Below are 22,163 nucleotides of genomic sequence, written 5' to 3'. Positions count from 1 at the left end.
CAAGTTAATATTCATAGTTGTTAGTGATTAGCTAACCAGGTGAGAGGTCGGGACGAAAATCCTGACCTCATTTTTTGTTATCTACGGAATTTTGCTAGATAATTGATTAGACTTTTGTCAAGGAGATGTGTATGTTTGAAGTAGGAGAATGGCTTTATAGTCGGATTGGTTTGAATTTTCGATCAGGTTTAGGCCGAATACAGCAAGCGGTGGATTTGTTAGGGAATCCAGAGAAGTCTTATCCTATTATCCATGTAACAGGGACTAATGGGAAAGGATCTACCATTGCTTTTATGAGGGAGTTATTTATGGGGCATGGCAAAAAAGTCGCGACCTTTACCTCCCCTCATATCGTCTCTATCAATGATCGAATCTGCATTAATGGGCAATCTATAGCAGACACAGACTTTATCCGTTTGGCTGAGCAGGTCAAGGAGATGGAGAAAACGCTTCTGCAAACCCATGATCAGTTGTCCTTTTTTGAACTGCTGACCTTGATTGCTTTTCTTTATTTTAGAGAGCAAGAAGTGGATTTGGTTTTACTAGAAGTGGGAATTGGCGGCTTACTTGACACGACCAATGTGGTAACTGGAGAGCTTGCTGTTATCACCTCCATTGGGCTTGACCATCAGGAAACCTTGGGTGATAGTCTGGAAGCAATCGCAGAGCAGAAAGCTGGTATTTTCAAGGCTGGTAAGAAGGCAGTGATTGCGAAATTGCCTCCAGAAGCTAGGCTTGTCTGTCAGAAAAAAGCAGACTCTTTAGCTGTTGATCTTTATCAGGCAGGTCAAGATTTTTCAATGCTGAATGGTAATTTTTCAAGCTCTTTACTAAATCTTTCACAGCTGAACATAGGCTTAGAAGGAGCTTATCAGCAGGAAAATGCGGCCTTGGCGTTGCAAGCATTTCTTCTCTTTATGGGAGAAGGAAAGGAAGTTGTTTATGAGCAGGTTGTAAGACAGGCTTTGGAGAAGACCCATTGGGCTGGACGTTTGGAGCGTATTCGCCCACAGATTTACTTGGATGGTGCTCATAACCTCCCTGCCTTGACTCGCTTGGTTGAGTTTATCAAAGAAAAAGAGCAGGAAGCCTATCGTCCTCAAATCCTATTTGGAGCCTTGAAACGGAAGGATTATCAAGGGATGTTGGGTTATCTGACTGAAAATTTACCTCAGGTGGAACTCAAGGTGACTGGCTTTGACTATCAAGGTTCTTTGGATGAGACAGATGTAACAGGTTACGATATAGTTTCTTCTTACCGAGAATTTATCAGCAGTTTCGAAGAAAAAGCCGATACGCAGGACTTGTTATTCATTACAGGGTCTCTCTATTTTATCTCAGAAGTACGGAGCTACCTGCTGGGGCATGAACAGATAAATTGACCACCTTTTTTGAACTTGTTATACTAGGGGAATTGCTGGTTAGAGAAAATTTCTCTAAATTGGTAGCAGAAAGGAAATCCATCATGAAATTAACAAGATTCACACGTTCTCTTGCTTCTTTAGCAAGTCTTAGTCTCTTAGTAGCTTGTTCACAAAGAGCTCAACAGATTCAACAACCAGCAGCTCAAGCGCAAACACAACAAACTCAGCAATCACAACCTACTGCTTCATCGTCTACAGAAAATACAAACCAGGTAGCAACAAGTTCTTCATAAAATGCACCTGAGGCTCAACCGACTGATATTGATGGGACTTATACAGGCCAAGATGACGGAGACCGTATCACTTTAGTGGTCACTGGAACGACTGGTACATGGACTGAGCTCGAATCTGACGGGGATCAGAAAGTCAAACAGGTCACATTTGATGCAGCAAATCAACGCATGATTATTGGCGATGATGTCAAAATTTACACTGTAAACGGTAATCAAATCATCGTAGATGATATGGATAGAGACCCATCGGACCAAATCGTTTTAACTAAATAAGACTATGCAAGTAGGAAGGGCTGGATTTTTCAGCCTTTTATTGTACCTGTAATAAAAAAGTTCTAAAAAGTATAAAAATATTTGACTAATCATTATAGATGTGTTACAATAAAATCAGAAAAAGAAACCGATTTCATAAAACGATTGCATTGGTATCGTTAGGTGCATTTACATTTAGTACTACGCCTTTTTATAAGCATTTTGTTCAGAAAATAGACAATTAGAAATTCGAGTACAATCACAACAGAAATTTAATGGATTTGATATTGAGAAAGTAGATTAGTATTCAAACAACAATTGGTATATACAATATATAAAAAAGGAGGTCTATTAATTATTGCAATAATTTTAGGTATAAGAATAGGTTTATGCTCAACTCTCAATGATATTTGGTTGAGCGTTGAGTTAATAGTTGCTTGTAACGGTTAAAGGTAGGTTTCTGGGAAAGAATCTGCTAGTTAGCTAATGAGTCTGATTTTTACAGAAAATTTATTTGTAAGAATTAGATAATTGAGTTTACAGTATTTGCAAGGAGAAAGAATGATTATTTCAGAATTAATTGAAAACTCTCGTTTTCTAGATGTTCCTGCAACAGCTGATGTTGTTTGGTGTTGCTGTTGTTATTTTTGTACTTCGACAGGTCAGTAGGAGGAGATATGTTTATTGTAGAATTGGTAGAACAAAACAGAGTATTTGATTCTCAAACGTCAGCAGAGGTTATATACTGTTGTTGCTGCTATTTTTGTACTTCAACAGGTAGATAAAAATAATCTAATTTGAAGGCGGTGAGAATTGTTATTCTTACCGCCTTACTTATTTTTAGGTAAAGTAGGAGAAAGGTATTTAAAAAATGAAAGATAATGTGAAATTCAAGATTAATTCTGGTGTAGTTATAGTTCCAGATGGTCAATCTGTGATTGTAAGATTCAACGATAGATACTTTAATTTAAATGGGGAGGATGTTGAGAATATCTTACTTCCTATATTGCCATTACTTAATACAGGTGCAAGTTATTCGGAGTTATCACAAAGTGTAGATTTAGAGTTTAGAAGTAAATTATCTAGTGTATTAGAGCAATTAATAAGCAAAGGTTGGATTGATAATAAAAGCGTAGTAAATGACACATTTAATGATCTCCAAAATTATTTTTCAACTGGTTTAAAAACAGAAAGAATTTTGGAAATTTTTAAAGATAAAAAAGTAGGTATTATTAATTTAGATAGAAGATTACCAGTTATAATTGATGATATACCTTTTTTAACGGTGAATATGATAGAAGTAGAACAGTTTCAGAATGAGATGAACTTTCCAGATGTTTTGGAGATCATATCTAATAATGATTTTATAGTATTGATTGAAACCGAAACAAATGATTTTTTTGAGAAAAGAATTAATTCTTTGTGCTTTAAGTGGCAAAAACCTGTCATACTTCTTAAAACGTCTGGTTTTATAGCGGAAATTGGTCCAATGTGTATCCCACCATATACCGCTTGTTTAGAATGTTACAGGACTAGAAAGTATAATAATCTCACGCATTATTCTGAACATATAAAAGTAGAAAAGTTTTTAGAAACTAATCTGAAGGGGGCGATTCAAAGGGCTTATTCGGTTGATTCTACAACATTTCGGATTGGGTTTAATATTATGGTAGGTCAAATATTACAATTTTTCTTGAAAGAAGATACTTGGAATTTTCCGAAAACTATTGAAGGAATTATTGAAATAGATGGTTATAATGTTAATTTCAATTATGACTCCCTTATCAAATCACCGATATGTGAAGTTTGTGGTCAATCTCCAGATTTAAAAGTAACTAACAAGTTTTGGACAAAAACATATAAATATCAAGAATAAAGTATCGATTTGGGGTTCACTAATATATAAAGAAAGGCAAGATTATGAAGTATTTATCGACCAATTTGACAAGTATCTATCCTTTGGCATCTAATAGACTTGTTAACAATAAATTAGGTATTGTAAAAGATTTATTTTATTGGTTGCCTGAACATGATGATGCTAGGGTATTTCTTGTAGCAGCTATTGCTCAAAACTTTTCAAGAATGGGAATTGAGACTTCAACATCTTTTAATAGTGGTGCTGGTCTTACGTTTGAGTCTGCAGCTAATGCTGCAATAGGAGAAACTGTAGAAAGATATTGCTCGGCGTTTATACAACCTTCGGATTTAGTGCTTGGCTCGTATAAAGAATTATTAAATAAATATCGCTGCATTTCTCCGAAAAAATTTGCTTTTTATAACAAACATCAGTATCTAGAATCAAATTTTCCTTTTAGTATTTTTGATGAATCAACAATAGTCAATTGGACTTTTTGCAAAAGGTTAGGAAAGAACGAAGATTACTTAATTCCAGCAGCAGTTACCTATTTGCCATATTATCCAAATGAAGATGAGAAGTTGATTTGGTATCCTATTTCAACGGGGTTGTCATGTGCTTCTAATGATGAGGAGGCTATTGTTAAAGGGATTTTTGAAGTAGTTGAGCGTGATGCTTTTAGTATTCTATGGTATAACGAACTTTCCCTGCCTAAAATTGATATAACATCCAATGAAGAAGTTTACCAATTATATAAAGAAAGATTTGAAATACCTGGCTGTAAATATACTTTAATTGATATGACACTTGATACAAAAATTCCTAGTGTTTTAGGGATTCTAGAGGATGAGCGAGGAGGAATTTTAATTGCAGCAGCGACTAGACTAACATTAAAAGAGGCAGTAATAAAAACTTTTATAGAGTTATCGCAAGGCCGTATTAGCTGGAAAGAAGATTTTGTTCGGGGAAGTAAGGAACAATACAGTGATGATTTTTCTGATATTCGAGACTTCCATAGTCGAGTTATGCTATTTACCCAGAAATCGATGAAGCCACATTTTGATTTTCTGCTTAATCAAGATTATACTGTGAAAATTCAAGAGGAGAAAACTTTAACATACGATGAGCAGCTTAAAATTTTATATGAAAAAATTTCAAATTTAGGGTATGATATTTTTTATAAGAACTTAACAACAAGTGATGTCTATAATTTAGATTATAGAGTATATAAAGTAGTAATACCTGGTTTTATAGAAATTACAAATGACCATTTATATCCTAGAATTGGGGGAAAACGCCTACATGATGTTCCGGTAACATTGGGACTTTTAAATAGACCCAAATCAGTAGAAGAGTTTAATAAAATTCCTCATCCATTTCCGTAATCATAAGGAGTACCGTTATTATGAGTAAAATATCTTCAATTGAGATACTATCTAAAAATGCATTTGAAAATTGCGTTACAAAAAAATATGATTTTCAAACATTTCATGAAATAACTAAATTAAATACTCTAAGAGAAAAAATTTTAGGGAAAAATATCTCTCAAATTATCTCTAACCCTGTTTTCATTGAAGGAGCGGTAAATTCATCACATTCATTTGTAACCCATCCTAAGATAAATTTACCTTCTGATTTTACTGATTATGAAAAACAAACTGAGGGATTTAGAAAGGTTTTATTTTCCAGAAGAAGTATTCGTAAATTTTCGTCAAAAAGTTTAACTTTAAGTGAGGTAAGTTATATTTTAAATTCTAGTTATGGAATTAGTGGAACACTTGAAAATTTAGAAAAAGAATATTATCAAGAGTTGAGAACTTCTCCTTCTGCGGGGGGATTATATCCCCTAGAAATATATTTTTATGCTAATAAGATTGAGGGGTTAGAGAAGGGGATTTATCATTATAACCCTTCAGAACATAACCTATCTGTTTTGCAAAAAGGGGAACTTGATTTATCTGAGTTTACATCTTATTCTAGTATTGCGAAACAATCAGCGTGTGTAATATTTATTACTGCAGTTTTTCCAAGATTATCTTATAAATATGGAGAACGTTCATATAGGTTTGTACATTTAGATGCAGGGCATTTAGGACAAAATATTTATTTATCTGCTGAGAGTATTGATATTGGTGCGTTAGCTATAGGAGGATTTTTTGACGATGAAATTAATAGCTTACTTAATATTGATGGTGTTACAGAAGGAATCGTTTATGAGTTCTTCATTGGTCATAAAGATGAAAGTTAGGTGATTTAATGTCAATAACTTTTTGTCAATCAGAGTCTAATAACATAGATATTTTTAAAGTTAGAGGAACAAATTTAGACGAACTATTAATATGGTTCAATATTGGTGCTATGAATGAAAAAAAAGATTTTCATGGAGTTGTGCATTTAACGGAACATTTGATTTCTAATATTTCTTATAAGGGTATATATTTTTCTGATTTTTTATCCCAAAAAAATATCAAGCTAGAAATGAGGACTGGTTTGGATAGTATGTACATCTATCTAGTTTCACCTTTAGGGAAGATTGCTGATAATTTTCGGGAAATTTTTGAATACTTAATACTTGGATCAATTTCTGAAGTTGAACTTTTCAAAGAGAAGCGTATCATTCATAAAGAAAAGATTTCAAGAAAATTTGATCGGTTAAAAGTTTATCAAGATGAATTGAATGGTTTAATCTGGTCAAAAGAGTTAAATATTGATATTTTAGGAAAAAACTTAACCAACATAACATTAGAAGATGTTCTAAAAACTAGGGGTAACCTCTTTCTTCCAAGTAATATGAAGCTTTATTTTTCGGGTGAAGTATCTGATAAGTCTATTGAAGATACATTAGATGGTTTGTTATTAAATCAAGAGAATATTGACGAGAGCCCTATCTGTTGCCAAAGCAACTTAGTTGATTATTTTAAAACAGGGAATAACAGCAAGGTTCTTGATAGTAACCCAGGAGTCATGGTCTCATTATCATATCTTTTCGATGAAGCTTTGTGTGAAAAAGAGTCAATAATTTTATCTCTTTTGTGTTTACTAATGGTCAATGGGACAAGTGGTTTCCTATTTGATAACTTAAGGAAAAAATTAGCAGACTTATATTTTATAGTTGCTCGAGCGTATTATTATTTTGATACGCCTATTTTTGAAGTACAGTATATAGATTCAAAGGATAACTTAAAGAATGTTTCGGAAATAAATGAGTTTATATTGGGGATTTTTCGGTCATCCGAGTTTAGTAAATATACAAAGTTATATTTAGAAACCTGTAAAACAGAGCTTACTAATATAATTAATTGCCAAGTTAATTCTGGAAGCATGAAAATATTTTTTATTTATTTAGCTAAAGAGCACCAAATTGGTCGGAGTCATATAGTATTAGAATCTACGCTGGAATTGATAGATAGCATAACATCAGAAGATATTTCACACTTTTTGGATAAAATATCAAGTAGAAACTTTTCGATAGCTATTCTTAAATAAAATAGGGAGGTTTTATGATTATTAATGTTAATAAATTAGGTTATTCTTATGATAGTAAAAGTATCTTATCCGATATAACATTTGGTGTTAATAGAGGAGAAGTTGTCGCAATTGTAGGAAAAAATGGTTCTGGGAAAACTACACTTTTTAATTGCTTGCAAGGAATATACACAGATTATAGTGGAGAAAGTATTGTTCTCAATAGTAATTCTAAAGATAGAACATCAGATTTATTGATGAAAATAGGAGTTCAATTTCAAACAAACAAATTTTTTAACAAAATAAAAATTTGTGAGCTGTTTGAATTTATAGGTGCTTTATATAATGTTTCGTTATCAAAAAAAGAGATTTGTGAGCTTTTAGACAAAGTAAGTTTGAAGGATGCTTATAACAGTTACATTTCTGGCTTATCAGGAGGGCAACAACAGAGGATCGCTTTAGCGTTAAGTATGATAAATAACCCTGAAATTATCTTTTTGGATGAACCTACCTTAGGATTAGATATTCAAACCAGAAAGGAACTTTGGAATATTATAAAGGGGTATAAAAAGAATGGGAAAACAATTTTATTAACGACACATTATATAAATGAAATTATTGATGTGTGTGATAGAATAATAATAATTAATCAAGGGAAAATTGTTTATGACGATACAGTTAGGAACGCAATCAAAGGCTTGCCGTATTCTCATAAGATAATATTTGATTACAGTTTGACTGATGTAGATATAGATTTTCTTCAGTCTAATATATCTAAATATTTTAGTGAAAACGAATTTCGTTTTATGGATGAAGAGTTGATTATTTTTTTTTATGATTATGAAAAGGCTCTTACGATATTATCTCAGGTATGTAATAAAGAAAAAAAAGAGTTGAGAGGTATTTCTATTTCGGAAATGGATTTAGAGGATATGTTTTTGATTATGACCGGAGGAAATATACATGGATAGTATCATGAAGTTTATTAAATCATTTTTTTTAATGGAAATACGAAATAAACAAGCAGTGATTACAGGAACTTTTTTGCCGATATTAATGCTTATTTTGATGGGAACGGCAGGCTCTTCTGAGAGTAGGGAAGGAATGTCCTATATGACGTATATCCTTCCTGGTATTTTAGGTATGTCGTATGCCTCGACAGGTTTGATAGCATTTCCTATTATGTTATCAAGTTATAGAGAAAACGGATTTTTGAAATTTATAAAAGTAACTCCCGTCAAAATTTCAAAGATAGTTTTCTCTTTAATAATAACTCAAATAATTTTGATGTTTTTTCAAACATTATTGGTATTATTCTTTTGTAATTATATTTTAAAATTAGGCTTAAAATATAGTTTTCCTAATATAATATGGCTTTTTATGATTCTTTTACTTAGTTCAATTTCTTTAGCATCGATAGGTTTGATTATAAGTATTCTTTCTAAGAATGTAAAAAACACTTCGGTTTTTGGAAATTTAGGTAATTTACTTTCAACATTTTTAGGAGGAGCGTTTTTTCCGACGGATGTCTGGCCAACATTTTTACAGCCATTAGTTAAAGTTAATCCTCTAACACACATGATTGCGATGTTAAGAAGTAGTTTAATTTATAGTGATTTTGTGTTATCTGATATTTGGGATTATACGTTTTATCTAGTGCTTATGATTGTAGTATGCTTTGTTATTTCCTTTAGATATTTTACTTATGAAGTGTAAGATTTTCATAGCGAAAAAGCTAAATTCCCGAACTAAATTCCACCGTTAGTGCAAGTGGAGGTTAATCTGGTAAAAATCGTAAAAACCAGTGGAATTCCGTGTCAGGGTAAGTTCCACTGGTTTTAATAATGACTGTTGAGGAGCTGACATCAAGATTGTGAGTTTTCAGAATATGATAGATGTGTTGTCCCTTTTTATAGTCATTTAGTTTTAAAAGAGCGCTCTAAACCTTCAAAAATATTTGGGACTTTCCTTAATAAATCCGTCGCTTTCTTCTTCAAGATAGCCCAATCTTGCTCAATAGGATTCAAATCTGGTGAATAAGGCGGTAGAGGTAAGAAAAAGTGTTTATCTTGAATGCAAAGTTTATCCAAGATGTTCTTGGGATGAAAACTAGCATTGTCCATGACGATGACATGAGGTGTCTTCAAAGCAGGCAAGAGTTGCGTTTTGAACCACTCCACAAAGAAGTCGCTCGTCATACTTTTCTTGTAAATCATGGGAGCTATAAACTCTCCGTCTACTTGTCCTGCAACGCTTAAAAAATAATCATAAATACTTGCCTTCTATCGAATACCTGGGTTATACTAGTATCAATTACTTGTTTTTAGCATTCAAAATATCAAGGAGGGGATATGAAATATAGAAAATTTCAATTATTGATGTCCAAGTATGGCTTTAGTCTTTCGATTATGCTACTTGAACTTTGTCTTGTTTTTGGTATCTTTCTTTATTTAGGACGCATGGCTCCCATTTTATGGATTACTGTCCTCATTCTACTGAGTATCATCACAATCATTTCGATAGTCAACCGTAATACGACTCCTGAGAATAAGGTAACCTGGTTGTTAGTAGCCTTTGTGCCAGTATTTGGCCCCTTGCTCTATCTGATGTTTGGTGAGAGGCGATTGTCCAAAAAAGAAATCAAACAACTGAAGAAGCTAGGCTCCATGCATTTCCAAGAAGCAAATAGCCAGCTACTAAAAGAGGAATTAAAAGAAAGTGACAAGGCGGCATATGGTGTCATCAAGTCCTTATTGAGTATGGATACCAATGCTGATGTCTATGATCAAACTGCCTCTACATTTTTTTCTAACGGAGAAGCTATGTGGAAAAAGATGGTAGAAGATCTCAAAAAGGCTGAGAAATTTATCTTCTTGGAATATTACATTATAGAAGAAGGTTTGATGTGGAATCGTATTTTAGAAATCTTGGAGCAAAAAGTTGCTCAAGGCATTGAAGTTAAACTGCTCTATGACGATATTGGCTGTATGGCTACTTTAACAGGAGATTATGCACATCGACTTCGTCAGCTGGGCATCGAGGCCCATAAATTCAATAAAGTTATTCCTCGTTTGACAGTGGCCTATAATAACAGAGATCATAGAAAAATATTGATTATTGATGGTCAGATAGCTTATACAGGAGGCATTAACTTAGCCGATGAGTACATTAACCATGTCGAGAGATTTGGTTATTGGAAGGATAGTGGAATTCGCTTAGACGGACTAGCAGTAAAAGCCCTAACACGCTTGTTTTTAACCACTTGGTACATCAATCGAGGAGAGATTAGTGATTTTGATCAATATCATTTAGAAAATCATTCTATCCCAAGTGACGGTTTAACCATTCCATACGGAAGTGGACCCAAGCCAATTTTTCGAACGCAGGTAGGGAAAAAGGTTTATCAGAGTTTGATCAATCAAGCAACGGAATCGGTCTATATTACGACACCTTATTTGATCATAGACTATGATTTAACGGAGACAATCAAAAATGCTGCTATGAGAGGGGTCGATGTTCGGATTGTCACCCCTTACATACCAGATAAGAAGTTCATTCAGTTAGTCACAAGAGGCGCTTATCCAGACCTTCTTTCTGCTGGTGTTCGAATTTATGAGTATAGTCCAGGTTTTATTCATAGTAAGCAGATGTTGGTAGACGAAGATTTTGCGGTGGTGGGGACAATCAATCTCGACTACCGGAGCTTGGTACACCATTATGAAAATGCAGTCTTACTCTATAAAACTCCTTCTATAATGGAAATAGCCCGAGATTTTCAAAATATATTTGCAGATTCTCAGGAAGTTTATCCCCATTCTATCAAAACGAGCTGGTATCAAAAACTTGTAAAAGAAATCGCCCAGTTATTCGCCCCAATCTTATAAGAAATCTAGGACTTAGGAAATGACCGAGTCCTCTTTTTCTTGCTTTTTACGAATAGAAAGATATAGGGAGGGACGATGCTGACTCAGAAAGAATTGGATTATATCCTGACATTCAAACAGACACATTTACACCGTTTTCGGGAAATTGAAACCTTTGTGAAACTATGTAAAAAATCACTTAAACAGCCATCGTAAGCTGACAATCCTAGGACTTTTTGATATACTAAGACAGATAAATTGAATAGGAGAAACGATATGAGTGTGTATGGTAGAGTAGAAGAAGTTCATCAGGAGAATCGTGAACCTCTAGAATACCAAATCAAACAAGAATTGCATCATCGTGAATCAAGTCGTCTTCCTTTGGTGAAAATTTTACTATGGAGTACGCTTGTAACAGGAATAACTCTAGGAGTACCGCTATTACTCGATTTAATGAGTGCACAGGAAGTGCAGGATTTTTATGCAGGTTGGGCGCTTCATCAGACAGGGAAGATTTACAGCGACTATTATGGAAGTCAAGGTTTGCTTTATTATTTGCTGACTTACGTGACTCAGGGCGGATTTTTCTTTGCCATCTTTGAGTGGTTAGCCTTGGTAGCAGGAGGATTTTTCCTTTTTAGATCAGCGGACACCTTGACAGAGCAAGGAGAGCAAGCTGGACAAGTGGTGACTATTTTTTACATGCTAGTTACAGGTCTTGCTTTTGGTGGAGGATATGCGACTCTTTTAGCGCTTCCCTTCTTATTCGCGGCCTTTAGTTTAGTTGCGGCTTACCTAAGCAATCCAAGCCATGATAAGGGCTTTGTACGGATTGGGCTGGCTTTGACAGGCGGATTTTTCTTTGCTCCCTTGTCATCGCTCCTGTTTCTTGCTGTAGTGAGTTTAGGCTTGTTGGTCTTTAACCTTGGGCATAGACGCTTTGCGCATGGGTTTTATCAGTTTCTTGCAGTGGCTTTAGGTTTTTCACTTGTCTTTTATCCCACTACCTACTATAGTGTTGCAACAGGAAGTTTTGGGGATGCCATTAGTGGTATTCGTTATCCTATTGACAGTATTCGCTTTGATTTCACTTCTAAAATTTTAGAGAATATGGCTTTTTATGGCTTGTTGTCCCTTGGTTTGGGATTTGTGGTTTGTATCTTTTTAGGTCTCTTTCAATCCAAACCCTCTAAACTATACGTCATTTCAGTTCCTGCAAGTCTTGTGACAATTTTAGGTTTGATTTTGCTTTTCTTTTCACAAGAGCCTCTGCACGCTTCCTATTTGATGGTCGTCTTCCCTGTTTTCCTACTTTTATTGGTAACCAATATTAAGAGTCAACAGAGGGGGCGTAGTGTTAGAAGAAGACGAAGAGAAACGCCAGTTAGTCTATGGAGTCGTTTCTTCAAAGGAAATCTATATCTGCCAGTTTTAGGCCTTGTCTATCTTTTGTCTATTCCCTTTTTGATGAAGTTTGTCCTTTATCCAGTACCTTATCAAGAACGTAATCGTCTTGCTGATTTGGTAAAAGAGGAGACAAATACGGAAGATGCTATCTATGCATGGGATGATACTACGACTCTTTATCGTAAGAGTGAGCGCTTGTCGCCATCGGCGATTTTGTCTCCCGTGCACTATACAGCAACTGAGGGAAATCGGAATAAGTTACTTAATGACTTGAAAGAAAAACAACCCAAGGTGATTGTGGTAAATGACAAGGTGCCAGTCTGGTCTGAAGTGGAAACAATTTTGAAAGAAAATTACCAACCAGTAAAGACAGATTACTCAGAGTTTAAAGTCTATAAAATTAAATAACTAAATCAATATCTTGTGTATTTTTAAAAATTTTAGGATTTTTACCACAAGATATTGATTTTTCTTTTTAGAGTGGTATAATACTTTTTAGAAAGAACATTTTAGAAAAGAGCATGCATATGATTGCACTAGAAGAAAAAATTACAATTTTGCCAACTCTCTTCGTCGAGAAACGAGATGGGAGACGTGTTGTATTTGATGTGGACAAGATTGACAAGGCTCTCCACAAGGCGGCAGACAAGGTTATGGATGTGACACCCTTGGTCGAAAAGCGCCTAAATGCTCTGACCGAGCGAATTGTCACAGAAATTCATAGTCGCTTTCCAAAGGGAGTGAAGATTTATGAAATTCAAAATATCGTAGAACATGAACTCCTTGAAGCCAAAGAATATGCGCTGGCTGAGGAGTATATTACTTATCGGACGCAGAGGGATTTTGAGCGATCAAAAGCTACAGATATCAACTTTAGTATTCATAAGCTTCTTAATAAAGATCAGGCAGTTGTCAATGAAAATGCCAATAAAGACAGCGATGTCTTTAATACCCAGCGTGATTTGACAGCAGGCATTGTTGGGAAATCAATCGGACTGCAAATGCTTCCCAAGCACGTAGGCAATGCCCACCAAAAGGGGGATATTCACTATCACGATTTGGACTACAGTCCCTATACCCCTATGACCAACTGCTGTTTGATTGATTTCAAGGGGATGTTGGAAAATGGTTTTAAGATTGGAAATGCAGAGGTAGAAAGTCCCAAGTCTATCCAGACTGCGACAGCACAGATTTCTCAAATCATCGCCAACGTTGCTTCTAGCCAGTACGGTGGCTGTTCAGCTGACCGTATCGATGAAATCCTGGCGCCTTATGCAGAGAAGAACTATCAAAAACATCTCAAAGATGCAGAAGAGTGGGTCTTGCCTGAAAAACGGGAAGATTACGCTTGGAAGAAAACGCAAAAGGCCATCTACGATGCCATGCAATCTCTTGAGTATGAAATCAACACCCTCTTCACTTCAAATGGACAAACACCTTTTACTTCGCTCGGTTTTGGTCTAGGAACCAATCGTTTTGAGCGGGAAATTCAAAAAGCTATCTTGAACATCCGAATCAAGGGACTTGGTTCAGAACACCGCACAGCTATCTTCCCTAAACTTATCTTCACGCTTAAAAGAGGACTCAACTTAGAAGAAGGGACTCCCAACTACGACATTAAGCAGTTGGCTCTTGAGTGTGCAACCAAGCGGATGTACCCAGATGTCTTGTCTTACGATAAGATTATCGAGTTGACAGGTTCTTTCAAGGTTCCTATGGGTTGCCGCTCCTTCCTTCAAGGATGGAAGGATGAAAATGGTGTAGAAGTCAATTCAGGTCGCATGAACCTTGGTGTTGTGACAGTTAACCTACCTCGTATTGCTCTTGAGTCTGAGGGCGACATGAATAAGTTCTGGGAAATCTTCAACGAGCGAATGAATATCGCAGAAGATGCTCTTGTTTACCGTGTCGAACGCACTAAAGAGGCGACACCAGCGAATGCTCCTATCCTTTATCAGTACGGTGCTTTTGGCCATCGTCTAGGTAAAGAAGAAAGTGTTGACCAGCTCTTTAAGAATCGTCGTGCGACCGTTTCGCTGGGCTATATCGGCTTGTATGAAGTAGCGACAGTTTTCTTTGGTAACAGCTGGGAAAGTAATCCAGATGCTAAGGAATTCACGCTAGACATCATTCACGATATGAAACGCCGTGTAGAAGAGTGGTCAGACCAATATGGCTACCATTTCTCTATCTACTCAACACCATCCGAAAGTCTGACAGACCGTTTCTGCCGACTAGATATAGACAAGTTTGGCTCTATTCCTGATATCACAGACAAGGAATACTACACCAACTCTTTCCACTACGATGTTCGTAAAAATCCAACACCGTTTGAAAAATTGGACTTTGAGAAAGTCTATCCAGAAGCAGGTGCGTCAGGTGGTTTCATCCATTATTGTGAGTATCCAGTCCTTCAGCAAAATCCAAAGGCCTTGGAAGCTGTCTGGGATTATGCTTATGACCGTGTAGGCTATCTAGGCACCAATACTCCGATTGACCGTTGCTACAAGTGTGACTTTGAAGGGGATTTTGAACCAACTGAGAGGGGCTTTGCTTGTCCAAACTGTGGGAATAGCGATCCTAAAACAGTAGATGTGGTGAAGCGAACTTGTGGCTACCTAGGTAATCCTCAAGCAAGACCGATGGTCAACGGGCGTCACAAGGAAATCGCTGCGCGTGTCAAACATATGAATGGTTCAACGATTAAAATAGCTGGGCATCAAGTAACAAATTAGAAAGAAATGAAATGGGAAAATATCAACTAGACGATAAGGGGCGCGCACAAGTGACCCGTTATCACGAGAAACACTCTAAAGGTGGAGCTGGTAAGAAAGAACGCTTGCTTAGCTTCAGAGAACAATTTTTAAACAAGAACAAGAAAAAATAAAAGTGAGAGCCAGCTCTCGCTTTTCTCATAGTGGGAGGTAAGGATGGAATTACGCAGACCAAGATTAGCGGATAAGAAAGCTGTTTTAGATATGATGACAGAGTTTGAAAAATTTCAGTCGCCTCACGACGGCGGTTTCTGGGATACAGAGAACTTTGTGTATGAAGACTGGTTAGAAAGCAATCAGGAACAGGAAATGGGGATTAATCTGCCTGAAGGATGGGTTCCTGCAATTCAGTTAGTGGCTTTTTCTGAGAAAGGTCAAGCAGTTGGATTTCTTAATCTCCGGTTGCGCCTCAGTAACTTTCTACTAGAAGAAGGTGGCCACATTGGCTACTCCATTCGTCCATCTGAAAGAGGCAAGGGTTATGCAAAAGAGACTCTCCGTCAGGGCTTGCAAGTTGCTAAGGAAAAGAACATCAAGAAAGCTCTGGTGACCTGTAGCGTGAATAATCCTGCTAGCAGAGCAGTCATTCTAGCAAATGGTGGAATATTTGAGGATGCTCACAATGGAGTCGAGCGTTATTGGATAGAGGTAGCGAATGAATAATCCAAAACCACAAGAATGGAAAAGCGAGGAACTTAGTCAAGGTCGTATCATTGACTACAAGGCCTTTAACTTTGTTGATGGCGAAGGCGTGCGTAACTCTCTCTATGTATCAGGCTGTATGTTTCACTGCGAGGGATGTTATAATGTTGCGACTTGGTCTTTTAATGCTGGCATTCCCTATACAGCAGAATTAGAAGAGCAGATTATGGCAGACCTTGCCCAACCCTATGTTCAAGGCTTGACTTTGCTGGGAGGGGAGCCTTTTCTTAATACTGGCATTCTCTTGCCTCTAGTTAAACGCATCCGAAAGGAATTGCCAGACAAGGACATTTGGTCCTGGACCGGCTACACTTGGGAAGAAATGATGTTGGAAACTCCAGATAAACTGGAACTCTTGTCACTGATTGACATTCTTGTCGATGGAAGATATGATCGAACTAAGAGAAATCTTATGCTCCAGTTTCGAGGTTCGTCTAACCAACGAATTATCGATGTGCAAAAATCGCTCAAAAGTGGGCAAGTGGTGATTTGGGACAAGCTCAATGACGGAAAAGAAAGCTATGAACAGGTGAAGAGAGAATGAAGAAAAAGGACTTAGTAGACCAACTAGTCTCAGAGATCGAGACGGGGAAAGTCAGGACACTGGGAATATACGGTCATGGAGCTTCAGGTAAATCAACCTTTGCACAGGAATTGTACCAAGCTTTAGATTCTACTACAGTAAATTTGCTAGAGACAGATCCTTATATCACCTCAGGACGCCATCTGGTAGTACCCAAGGACGCGCCGAATCAAAAGGTGACAGCCAGTCTGCCAGTGGCGCATGAACTGGAGAGTTTGCAGAGAGATATCCTTGCCTTGCAGGCGGGTATGGATGTCTTGACAATTGAAGAACCTTGGAAGGCTAGTGAGGTCTTGTCTGGAGTCAAACCAATTTTGATTGTCGAAGGGATGTCTGTTGGCTTTCTACCCAAGGAACTCTTTGAAAAAACCATCTGTTTCTACACGGATGAGGAGACCGAATTAAAGCGACGCCTTGCTAGAGATACGACTGTGAGAAATCGTGATGCATCCTTTATATTGGCTAGCCATCAGATGAGACGGGAGCAGTATCTGCGATACTATAAAGAAACTGAGTCAAGGGCGGACATTCTAGTGGACCAATCAGAAGGTAAATTTGATGTCAAGAGGACTTAACTTATATGGAAGAAAATCCCTAATTTTAAAAAGAAAAAATAGGAAAACAGTTTCATCGTAAAAAAACGAAAAAACAGCAACAAATCCCTTGCAATCGCAGGGGCTTTGTGTTATTCTATTATGGTGCTGTAAATTACAGCTTTAGCTTTGATGCAAGAGGTTGCGACACGCTCGGTTGCATTGCCACGCAACACCGCGTCGGTTTTCTTGTGGAGCTAGCCTATTATCTTAAATAGACGAAAAGGAGAAAAAGATGGCAAACAAAAAAATCCGTATCCGTTTGAAAGCTTACGAACACCGTACGCTTGATACAGCGGCTGCAAAAATCGTAGAATCAGCTACTCGTACAGGTGCACAAGTTGCGGGTCCAATCCCACTTCCAACTGAACGTAGCCTCTACACAATCATTCGTGCGACTCACAAATATAAAGACTCTCGCGAACAATTTGAAATGCGTACACACAAACGTTTGATCGATATCGTTAACCCAACTCAAAAAACAGTTGATGCTTTGATGAAATTGGATCTTCCAAGTGGTGTAAACGTAGAAATCAAACTTTAATCTAAAATATAAAAGAGCAGAGGCTGGTGTTTCAATCTAATTGAACACGGGCTAAACTCGGTGTGAAAAAGATAAACTTCCTAGTGTCTGCTAGACACTGCGTCAGTTTCCTATTTTCACTTTGAGTTTGACGCCCTTTGTATCTTAGACCTGAGCATAAAAAACGCTCGTTAAAAACTTTTTGAATAAAAAATATAGAAAAGGAACTATTTTCTCATGACAAAAGGAATCTTAGGGAAAAAAGTGGGAATGACTCAAATCTTCACTGAAGCTGGCGAATTGATCCCTGTAACAGTTATTGAAGCAACTCCAAACGTTGTTCTTCAAGTTAAAACTGTTGAAACAGACGGATACAACGCTATCCAAGTTGGTTTTGGTGACAAACGCGAAGTATTGAGCAACAAACCTGCTAAAGGACATGTAGCGAAAGCTAACACGGCTCCTAAGCGCTTCATTCGTGAATTCAAAAACGTTGAAGGCTTGGAAGTTGGTGCTGAAATTACAGTTGAAACATTCGCAGCTGGAGATGTTGTTGATGTAACTGGTACTTCTAAAGGTAAAGGTTTCCAAGGTGTTATCAAACGCCACGGACAATCACGTGGACCAATGGCTCACGGTTCTCGTTACCACCGTCGTCCAGGTTCTATGGGACCTGTTGCACCTAACCGCGTATTCAAAGGTAAAAACCTTGCAGGACGTATGGGTGGCGACCGCGTAACAATTCAAAACCTTGAAGTTGTACAAGTTGTTCCAGAAAAGAACGTTATCCTTATCAAAGGTAACGTACCAGGTGCTAAGAAATCTCTTATCACTATCAAATCAGCAGTTAAAGCTGGTAAATAATAAGGAAAGGGGAATACAGTCAAAATGGCAAATGTAACATTATTCGACCAAACTGGTAAACAAGCGGGCGAAGTTGTTCTTAACGATGCAGTATTTGGTATCGAACCAAATGAATCAGTTGTGTTTGATGTAATCATCAGCCAACGCGCAAGCCTTCGTCAAGGAACTCACGCAGTTAAAAACCGCTCAGCTGTTTCAGGTGGCGGACGCAAACCATGGCGTCAAAAAGGAACTGGACGTGCTCGTCAAGGTTCTATCCGCTCTCCACAATGGCGTGGTGGTGGAATCGTCTTCGGACCAACTCCACGTAGCTATGCGTACAAACTTCCTCAAAAAGTTCGTCGCCTTGCGCTTAAATCTGTTTACTCAGAAAAAGTTGCTGAAAATAAATTTGTAGCCGTTGATTCTCTTGAATTTACAGCTCCAAAAACTGCTGAATTTGCAAAAGTTCTTGCAGCATTGAGCATCGATTCTAAAGTTCTTGTTATCCTTGAAGAAGGAAATGAATTCGCAGCTCTTTCAGCTCGTAACCTTCCAAACGTGAAAGTTGCAACTGCTACAACTGCAAGTGTTCTTGACATCGCAAATAGCGACAAACTTCTTGTCACACAAGCAGCTATCTCTAAAATCGAGGAGGTTCTTGCATAATGAATTTGTATGATGTTATCAAAAAACCTGTCATCACTGAAAGCTCAATGGCTCAACTTGAAGCAGGAAAATATGTATTTGAAGTTGACACTCGTGCACACAAACTTTTGATCAAGCAAGCTGTTGAAGCTGCTTTCGAAGGTGTTAAAGTTGCCAATGTTAACACAATCAACGTAAAACCAAAAGCTAAACGTGTTGGACGTTACACTGGTTTTACTAACAAAACTAAAAAAGCTATCATCACACTTACAGCTGATTCTAAAGCAATCGAGTTGTTTGCTGCTGAAGCTGAATAATCTAAGGAGGAAATATCGTGGGAATTCGTGTTTATAAACCAACAACAAACGGTCGCCGTAATATGACTTCTTTGGATTTCGCTGAAATCACAACAAGCACTCCTGAAAAATCATTGCTTGTTGCATTGAAGAGCAAGGCTGGTCGTAACAACAACGGTCGTATCACAGTTCGTCACCAAGGTGGTGGACACAAACGTTTTTACCGTTTGGTTGACTTCAAACGTAATAAAGACAACGTTGAAGCAGTTGTTAAAACAATCGAGTACGATCCAAACCGTTCTGCAAACATCGCTCTTGTACACTACACTGACGGTGTGAAAGCATACATCATCGCTCCAAAAGGTCTTGAAGTAGGTCAACGTATCGTTTCAGGTCCAGAAGCAGATATCAAAGTCGGAAACGCTCTTCCACTTGCTAACATCCCAGTTGGTACTTTGATCCACAACATCGAGTTGAAACCAGGTCGTGGTGGTGAATTGGTACGTGCTGCTGGTGCATCTGCTCAAGTATTGGGTTCTGAAGGTAAATATGTTCTTGTTCGTCTTCAATCAGGTGAAGTTCGTATGATTCTTGGAACTTGCCGTGCTACAGTTGGTGTTGTTGGAAACGAACAACATGGACTTGTAAACCTTGGTAAAGCAGGACGTAGCCGTTGGAAAGGTATCCGCCCAACAGTTCGTGGTTCTGTAATGAACCCTAACGATCACCCACACGGTGGTGGTGAAGGTAAAGCACCAGTTGGTCGTAAAGCACCATCTACTCCATGGGGCAAACCTGCTCTTGGTCTTAAAACTCGTAACAAGAAAGCGAAATCTGACAAACTTATCGTTCGTCGTCGCAACGAGAAATAATATTAAACTAGTCGCTTAAGTAACTAGTAAATCCGCCAGCTCGGTAGCGCTCCATAGGAGTGCAAGCCGCTGTGGTACAACATTTAAAGGAGAAAATATAAAAATGGGACGCAGTCTTAAAAAAGGACCTTTCGTCGATGAGCATTTGATGAAAAAAGTTGAAGCTCAAGCTAACGACGAAAAGAAAAAAGTTATTAAAACTTGGTCACGTCGTTCAACGATTTTCCCAAGTTTCATTGGTTACACTATTGCAGTTTATGACGGACGTAAACACGTACCTGTTTACATCCAAGAAGACATGGTAGGTCACAAACTTGGTGAATTTGCACCAACTCGTACTTACAAAGGTCATGCTGCAGACGACAAGAAAACACGTAGAAAATAAGGAGAACATAAATGGCAGAAATTACTTCAGCTAAAGCAATGGCTCGTACAGTACGTGTTTCACCTCGTAAATCACGTCTTGTTCTTGATAACATCCGTGGTAAAAGCGTAGCCGATGCAATCGCAATCTTGACATTCACTCCAAACAAAGCTGCTGAAATCATCTTGAAAGTTTTGAACTCAGCTGTAGCTAACGCTGAAAACAACTTTGGTTTGGATAAAGCTAACTTGGTAGTCTCTGAAGCATTCGCAAACGAAGGACCAACTATGAAACGTTTCCGTCCACGTGCGAAAGGTTCAGCTTCACCAATCAACAAACGTACAGCTCACATCACTGTAGCTGTTGCAGAAAAATAAGGAGGTAAAATCGTGGGTCAAAAAGTACATCCAATTGGTATGCGTGTCGGCATCATCCGTGATTGGGATGCCAAATGGTATGCTGAAAAAGAATACGCGGATTACCTTCATGAAGATCTTGCAATCCGTAAATTCGTTCAAAAAGAACTTGCTGACGCAGCAGTTTCAACTATCGAAATCGAACGCGCAGTAAACAAAGTTAACGTTTCACTTCACACTGCTAAACCAGGTATGGTTATCGGTAAAGGTGGTGCTAACGTTGATGCACTCCGTGCAAAACTTAACAAATTGACTGGAAAACAAGTACACATCAACATCATCGAAATCAAACAACCTGATTTGGATGCTCACCTTGTAGGTGAAGGAATTGCTCGTCAATTGGAGCAACGTGTTGCTTTCCGTCGTGCACAAAAACAAGCAATCCAACGTGCAATGCGTGCTGGAGCTAAAGGAATTAAAACTCAAGTATCAGGTCGCTTGAACGGTGCAGATATCGCCCGTGCTGAAGGATACTCTGAAGGAACTGTTCCACTTCACACACTTCGTGCAGATATCGATTACGCTTGGGAAGAAGCAGATACTACATACGGTAAACTTGGTGTTAAAGTATGGATTTACCGTGGTGAAGTTCTTCCAGCTCGCAAAAACACTAAAGGAGGTAAATAACCAATGTTAGTACCTAAACGTGTTAAACACCGTCGTGAATTCCGTGGAAAAATGCGCGGTGAAGCAAAAGGTGGAAAAGAAGTAGCATTCGGTGAATACGGTCTTCAAGCTACAACTAGCCACTGGATCACTAACCGCCAAATCGAAGCTGCTCGTATCGCCATGACTCGTTACATGAAACGTGGTGGTAAAGTTTGGATTAAAATCTTCCCACACAAATCATACACTGCTAAAGCTATCGGTGTGCGTATGGGATCTGGTAAAGGGGCACCTGAAGGTTGGGTAGCACCAGTTAAACGTGGTAAAGTGATGTTCGAAATTGCTGGTGTATCTGAAGAAATCGCACGCGAAGCGCTTCGTCTTGCTAGCCACAAATTGCCAGTTAAATGTAAATTCGTAAAACGTGAAGCAGAATAAGGAGAA

General features: G+C 37.8%; 23 protein-coding genes and 3 pseudogenes. 25 read left to right on the top strand and 1 reads right to left on the bottom strand.

The features are described 5' to 3' along the window. Positions 1-131: 131 nt before the first annotated feature. From B4W83_RS01420 to B4W83_RS01380, 9 genes and pseudogenes are all read left to right on the top strand, one after another. A complete protein-coding gene (locus tag B4W83_RS01420; protein WP_000464365.1) occupies positions 132-1,382 on the top strand; it encodes a folylpolyglutamate synthase/dihydrofolate synthase family protein in 1,251 nt (416 codons plus the stop codon). An 83-nt stretch (positions 1,383-1,465) separates the two neighbouring features. Continuing rightward, a pseudogene (locus tag B4W83_RS01415) lies at positions 1,466-1,930 on the top strand (SP_0198 family lipoprotein). A gap of 113 nt (positions 1,931-2,043) precedes the next feature. Continuing rightward, positions 2,044-2,213, top strand: a pseudogene (locus tag B4W83_RS13640) (PhrA family quorum-sensing system peptide). A gap of 567 nt (positions 2,214-2,780) precedes the next feature. After that, a complete protein-coding gene (locus tag B4W83_RS01405; protein WP_000654648.1) occupies positions 2,781-3,785 on the top strand; it encodes a hypothetical protein in 1,005 nt (334 codons plus the stop codon). A 44-nt stretch (positions 3,786-3,829) separates the two neighbouring features. After that, the gene (locus tag B4W83_RS01400) at positions 3,830-5,149 is read left to right on the top strand and encodes a YcaO-like family protein (RefSeq protein WP_000876398.1); all 1,320 of its coding nucleotides are present in this window, start codon (positions 3,830-3,832) and stop codon (positions 5,147-5,149) included. Between the two features lie 20 nt (positions 5,150-5,169). After that, the gene (locus tag B4W83_RS01395) at positions 5,170-6,012 is read left to right on the top strand and encodes a SagB/ThcOx family dehydrogenase (RefSeq protein WP_000036613.1); all 843 of its coding nucleotides are present in this window, start codon (positions 5,170-5,172) and stop codon (positions 6,010-6,012) included. An 8-nt stretch (positions 6,013-6,020) separates the two neighbouring features. Beyond that, a complete protein-coding gene (locus B4W83_RS01390; RefSeq protein WP_000028718.1) occupies positions 6,021-7,250 on the top strand; it encodes an insulinase family protein in 1,230 nt (409 codons plus the stop codon). A 14-nt stretch (positions 7,251-7,264) separates the two neighbouring features. After that, positions 7,265-8,200 carry an ABC transporter ATP-binding protein gene (locus B4W83_RS01385; protein ID WP_000586367.1) on the top strand — a complete coding sequence of 312 codons (936 nt, stop codon included), beginning with the start codon at positions 7,265-7,267 and terminating at the stop codon, positions 8,198-8,200. Then, positions 8,193-8,945 (top strand): ABC transporter permease, encoded by a 753-nt coding sequence (locus B4W83_RS01380; RefSeq protein ID WP_000377327.1) that lies wholly within the window; start codon positions 8,193-8,195, stop codon positions 8,943-8,945. The genes B4W83_RS01385 and B4W83_RS01380 overlap by 8 nt, the downstream gene beginning before the upstream one ends. A 200-nt stretch (positions 8,946-9,145) precedes the next feature. On the opposite strand, the pseudogene B4W83_RS01375 reads toward B4W83_RS01380, so the two are convergent. After that, positions 9,146-9,481: pseudogene (locus tag B4W83_RS01375) on the bottom strand (transposase); the annotation flags it as partial. A 99-nt stretch (positions 9,482-9,580) separates the two neighbouring features. Between B4W83_RS01375 and cls the strand changes: the two are divergent. From cls to rplP, 16 genes are all read left to right on the top strand, one after another. Continuing rightward, positions 9,581-11,113, top strand: coding sequence for a cardiolipin synthase (gene cls / locus B4W83_RS01370; protein ID WP_000877323.1), 1,533 nt, complete (start codon positions 9,581-9,583; stop codon positions 11,111-11,113). Positions 11,114-11,368: 255 nt separating this feature from the next. After that, positions 11,369-12,907: a hypothetical protein gene (locus tag B4W83_RS01360; RefSeq protein WP_000118114.1), complete on the top strand. Its 1,539-nt coding sequence runs from the start codon at positions 11,369-11,371 to the stop codon at positions 12,905-12,907. Between the two features lie 119 nt (positions 12,908-13,026). Then, positions 13,027-15,234 carry an anaerobic ribonucleoside-triphosphate reductase gene (gene nrdD, locus B4W83_RS01355; RefSeq protein ID WP_000560893.1) on the top strand — a complete coding sequence of 736 codons (2,208 nt, stop codon included), beginning with the start codon at positions 13,027-13,029 and terminating at the stop codon, positions 15,232-15,234. Between the two features lie 11 nt (positions 15,235-15,245). Next, positions 15,246-15,386: a hypothetical protein gene (locus B4W83_RS12895; protein ID WP_000521619.1), complete on the top strand. Its 141-nt coding sequence runs from the start codon at positions 15,246-15,248 to the stop codon at positions 15,384-15,386. 43 nt (positions 15,387-15,429) lie between these two features. Continuing rightward, positions 15,430-15,936, top strand: a complete 507-nt coding sequence (locus tag B4W83_RS01345; RefSeq protein WP_000423413.1) for a GNAT family N-acetyltransferase — start codon at positions 15,430-15,432, stop codon at positions 15,934-15,936. Further along, the gene (gene nrdG, locus B4W83_RS01340; protein WP_001064217.1) at positions 15,929-16,519 is read left to right on the top strand and encodes an anaerobic ribonucleoside-triphosphate reductase activating protein; all 591 of its coding nucleotides are present in this window, start codon (positions 15,929-15,931) and stop codon (positions 16,517-16,519) included. Before B4W83_RS01345 ends, nrdG begins: the two co-directional genes overlap by 8 nt. Beyond that, the gene (locus B4W83_RS01335) at positions 16,516-17,133 is read left to right on the top strand and encodes a uridine kinase family protein (RefSeq protein WP_000725989.1); all 618 of its coding nucleotides are present in this window, start codon (positions 16,516-16,518) and stop codon (positions 17,131-17,133) included. The genes nrdG and B4W83_RS01335 overlap by 4 nt, the downstream gene beginning before the upstream one ends. 253 nt (positions 17,134-17,386) lie before the next feature. Continuing rightward, positions 17,387-17,695: a 30S ribosomal protein S10 gene (gene rpsJ, locus B4W83_RS01330; protein ID WP_001284513.1), complete on the top strand. Its 309-nt coding sequence runs from the start codon at positions 17,387-17,389 to the stop codon at positions 17,693-17,695. A 216-nt stretch (positions 17,696-17,911) separates the two neighbouring features. Beyond that, entirely contained in the window at positions 17,912-18,538 is a 627-nt protein-coding gene (gene rplC / locus B4W83_RS01325; protein WP_000160201.1) for a 50S ribosomal protein L3, read from the top strand. Between the two features lie 24 nt (positions 18,539-18,562). After that, the gene (gene rplD, locus B4W83_RS01320; RefSeq protein ID WP_000024552.1) at positions 18,563-19,186 is read left to right on the top strand and encodes a 50S ribosomal protein L4; all 624 of its coding nucleotides are present in this window, start codon (positions 18,563-18,565) and stop codon (positions 19,184-19,186) included. After that, on the top strand, positions 19,186-19,482 hold the full coding sequence (locus B4W83_RS01315; protein WP_001055347.1) for a 50S ribosomal protein L23: 297 nt from the start codon (positions 19,186-19,188) through the stop codon (positions 19,480-19,482). The genes rplD and B4W83_RS01315 overlap by 1 nt, the downstream gene beginning before the upstream one ends. 17 nt (positions 19,483-19,499) lie before the next feature. After that, positions 19,500-20,333 carry a 50S ribosomal protein L2 gene (gene rplB / locus B4W83_RS01310; RefSeq protein WP_000512911.1) on the top strand — a complete coding sequence of 278 codons (834 nt, stop codon included), beginning with the start codon at positions 19,500-19,502 and terminating at the stop codon, positions 20,331-20,333. 103 nt (positions 20,334-20,436) lie between these two features. After that, entirely contained in the window at positions 20,437-20,718 is a 282-nt protein-coding gene (gene rpsS, locus B4W83_RS01305) for a 30S ribosomal protein S19 (RefSeq protein ID WP_000533766.1), read from the top strand. Positions 20,719-20,729: 11 nt separating this feature from the next. Next, on the top strand, positions 20,730-21,074 hold the full coding sequence (gene rplV, locus B4W83_RS01300) for a 50S ribosomal protein L22 (RefSeq protein ID WP_000818137.1): 345 nt from the start codon (positions 20,730-20,732) through the stop codon (positions 21,072-21,074). 12 nt (positions 21,075-21,086) lie between these two features. Beyond that, positions 21,087-21,740 (top strand): 30S ribosomal protein S3, encoded by a 654-nt coding sequence (rpsC, locus tag B4W83_RS01295; RefSeq protein ID WP_000529936.1) that lies wholly within the window; start codon positions 21,087-21,089, stop codon positions 21,738-21,740. Positions 21,741-21,743: 3 nt separating this feature from the next. Further along, positions 21,744-22,157: a 50S ribosomal protein L16 gene (gene rplP, locus B4W83_RS01290; RefSeq protein WP_000960946.1), complete on the top strand. Its 414-nt coding sequence runs from the start codon at positions 21,744-21,746 to the stop codon at positions 22,155-22,157. Positions 22,158-22,163 lie beyond the last annotated feature (6 nt).

It is taken from the genome of Streptococcus pseudopneumoniae ATCC BAA-960 = CCUG 49455 (assembly GCF_002087075.1).
GTDB lineage: Bacteria > Bacillota > Bacilli > Lactobacillales > Streptococcaceae > Streptococcus > Streptococcus pseudopneumoniae.
Note: the sequence above shows the minus strand (reverse complement) of the source record. Positions and strands in the feature narration are given on the sequence as shown.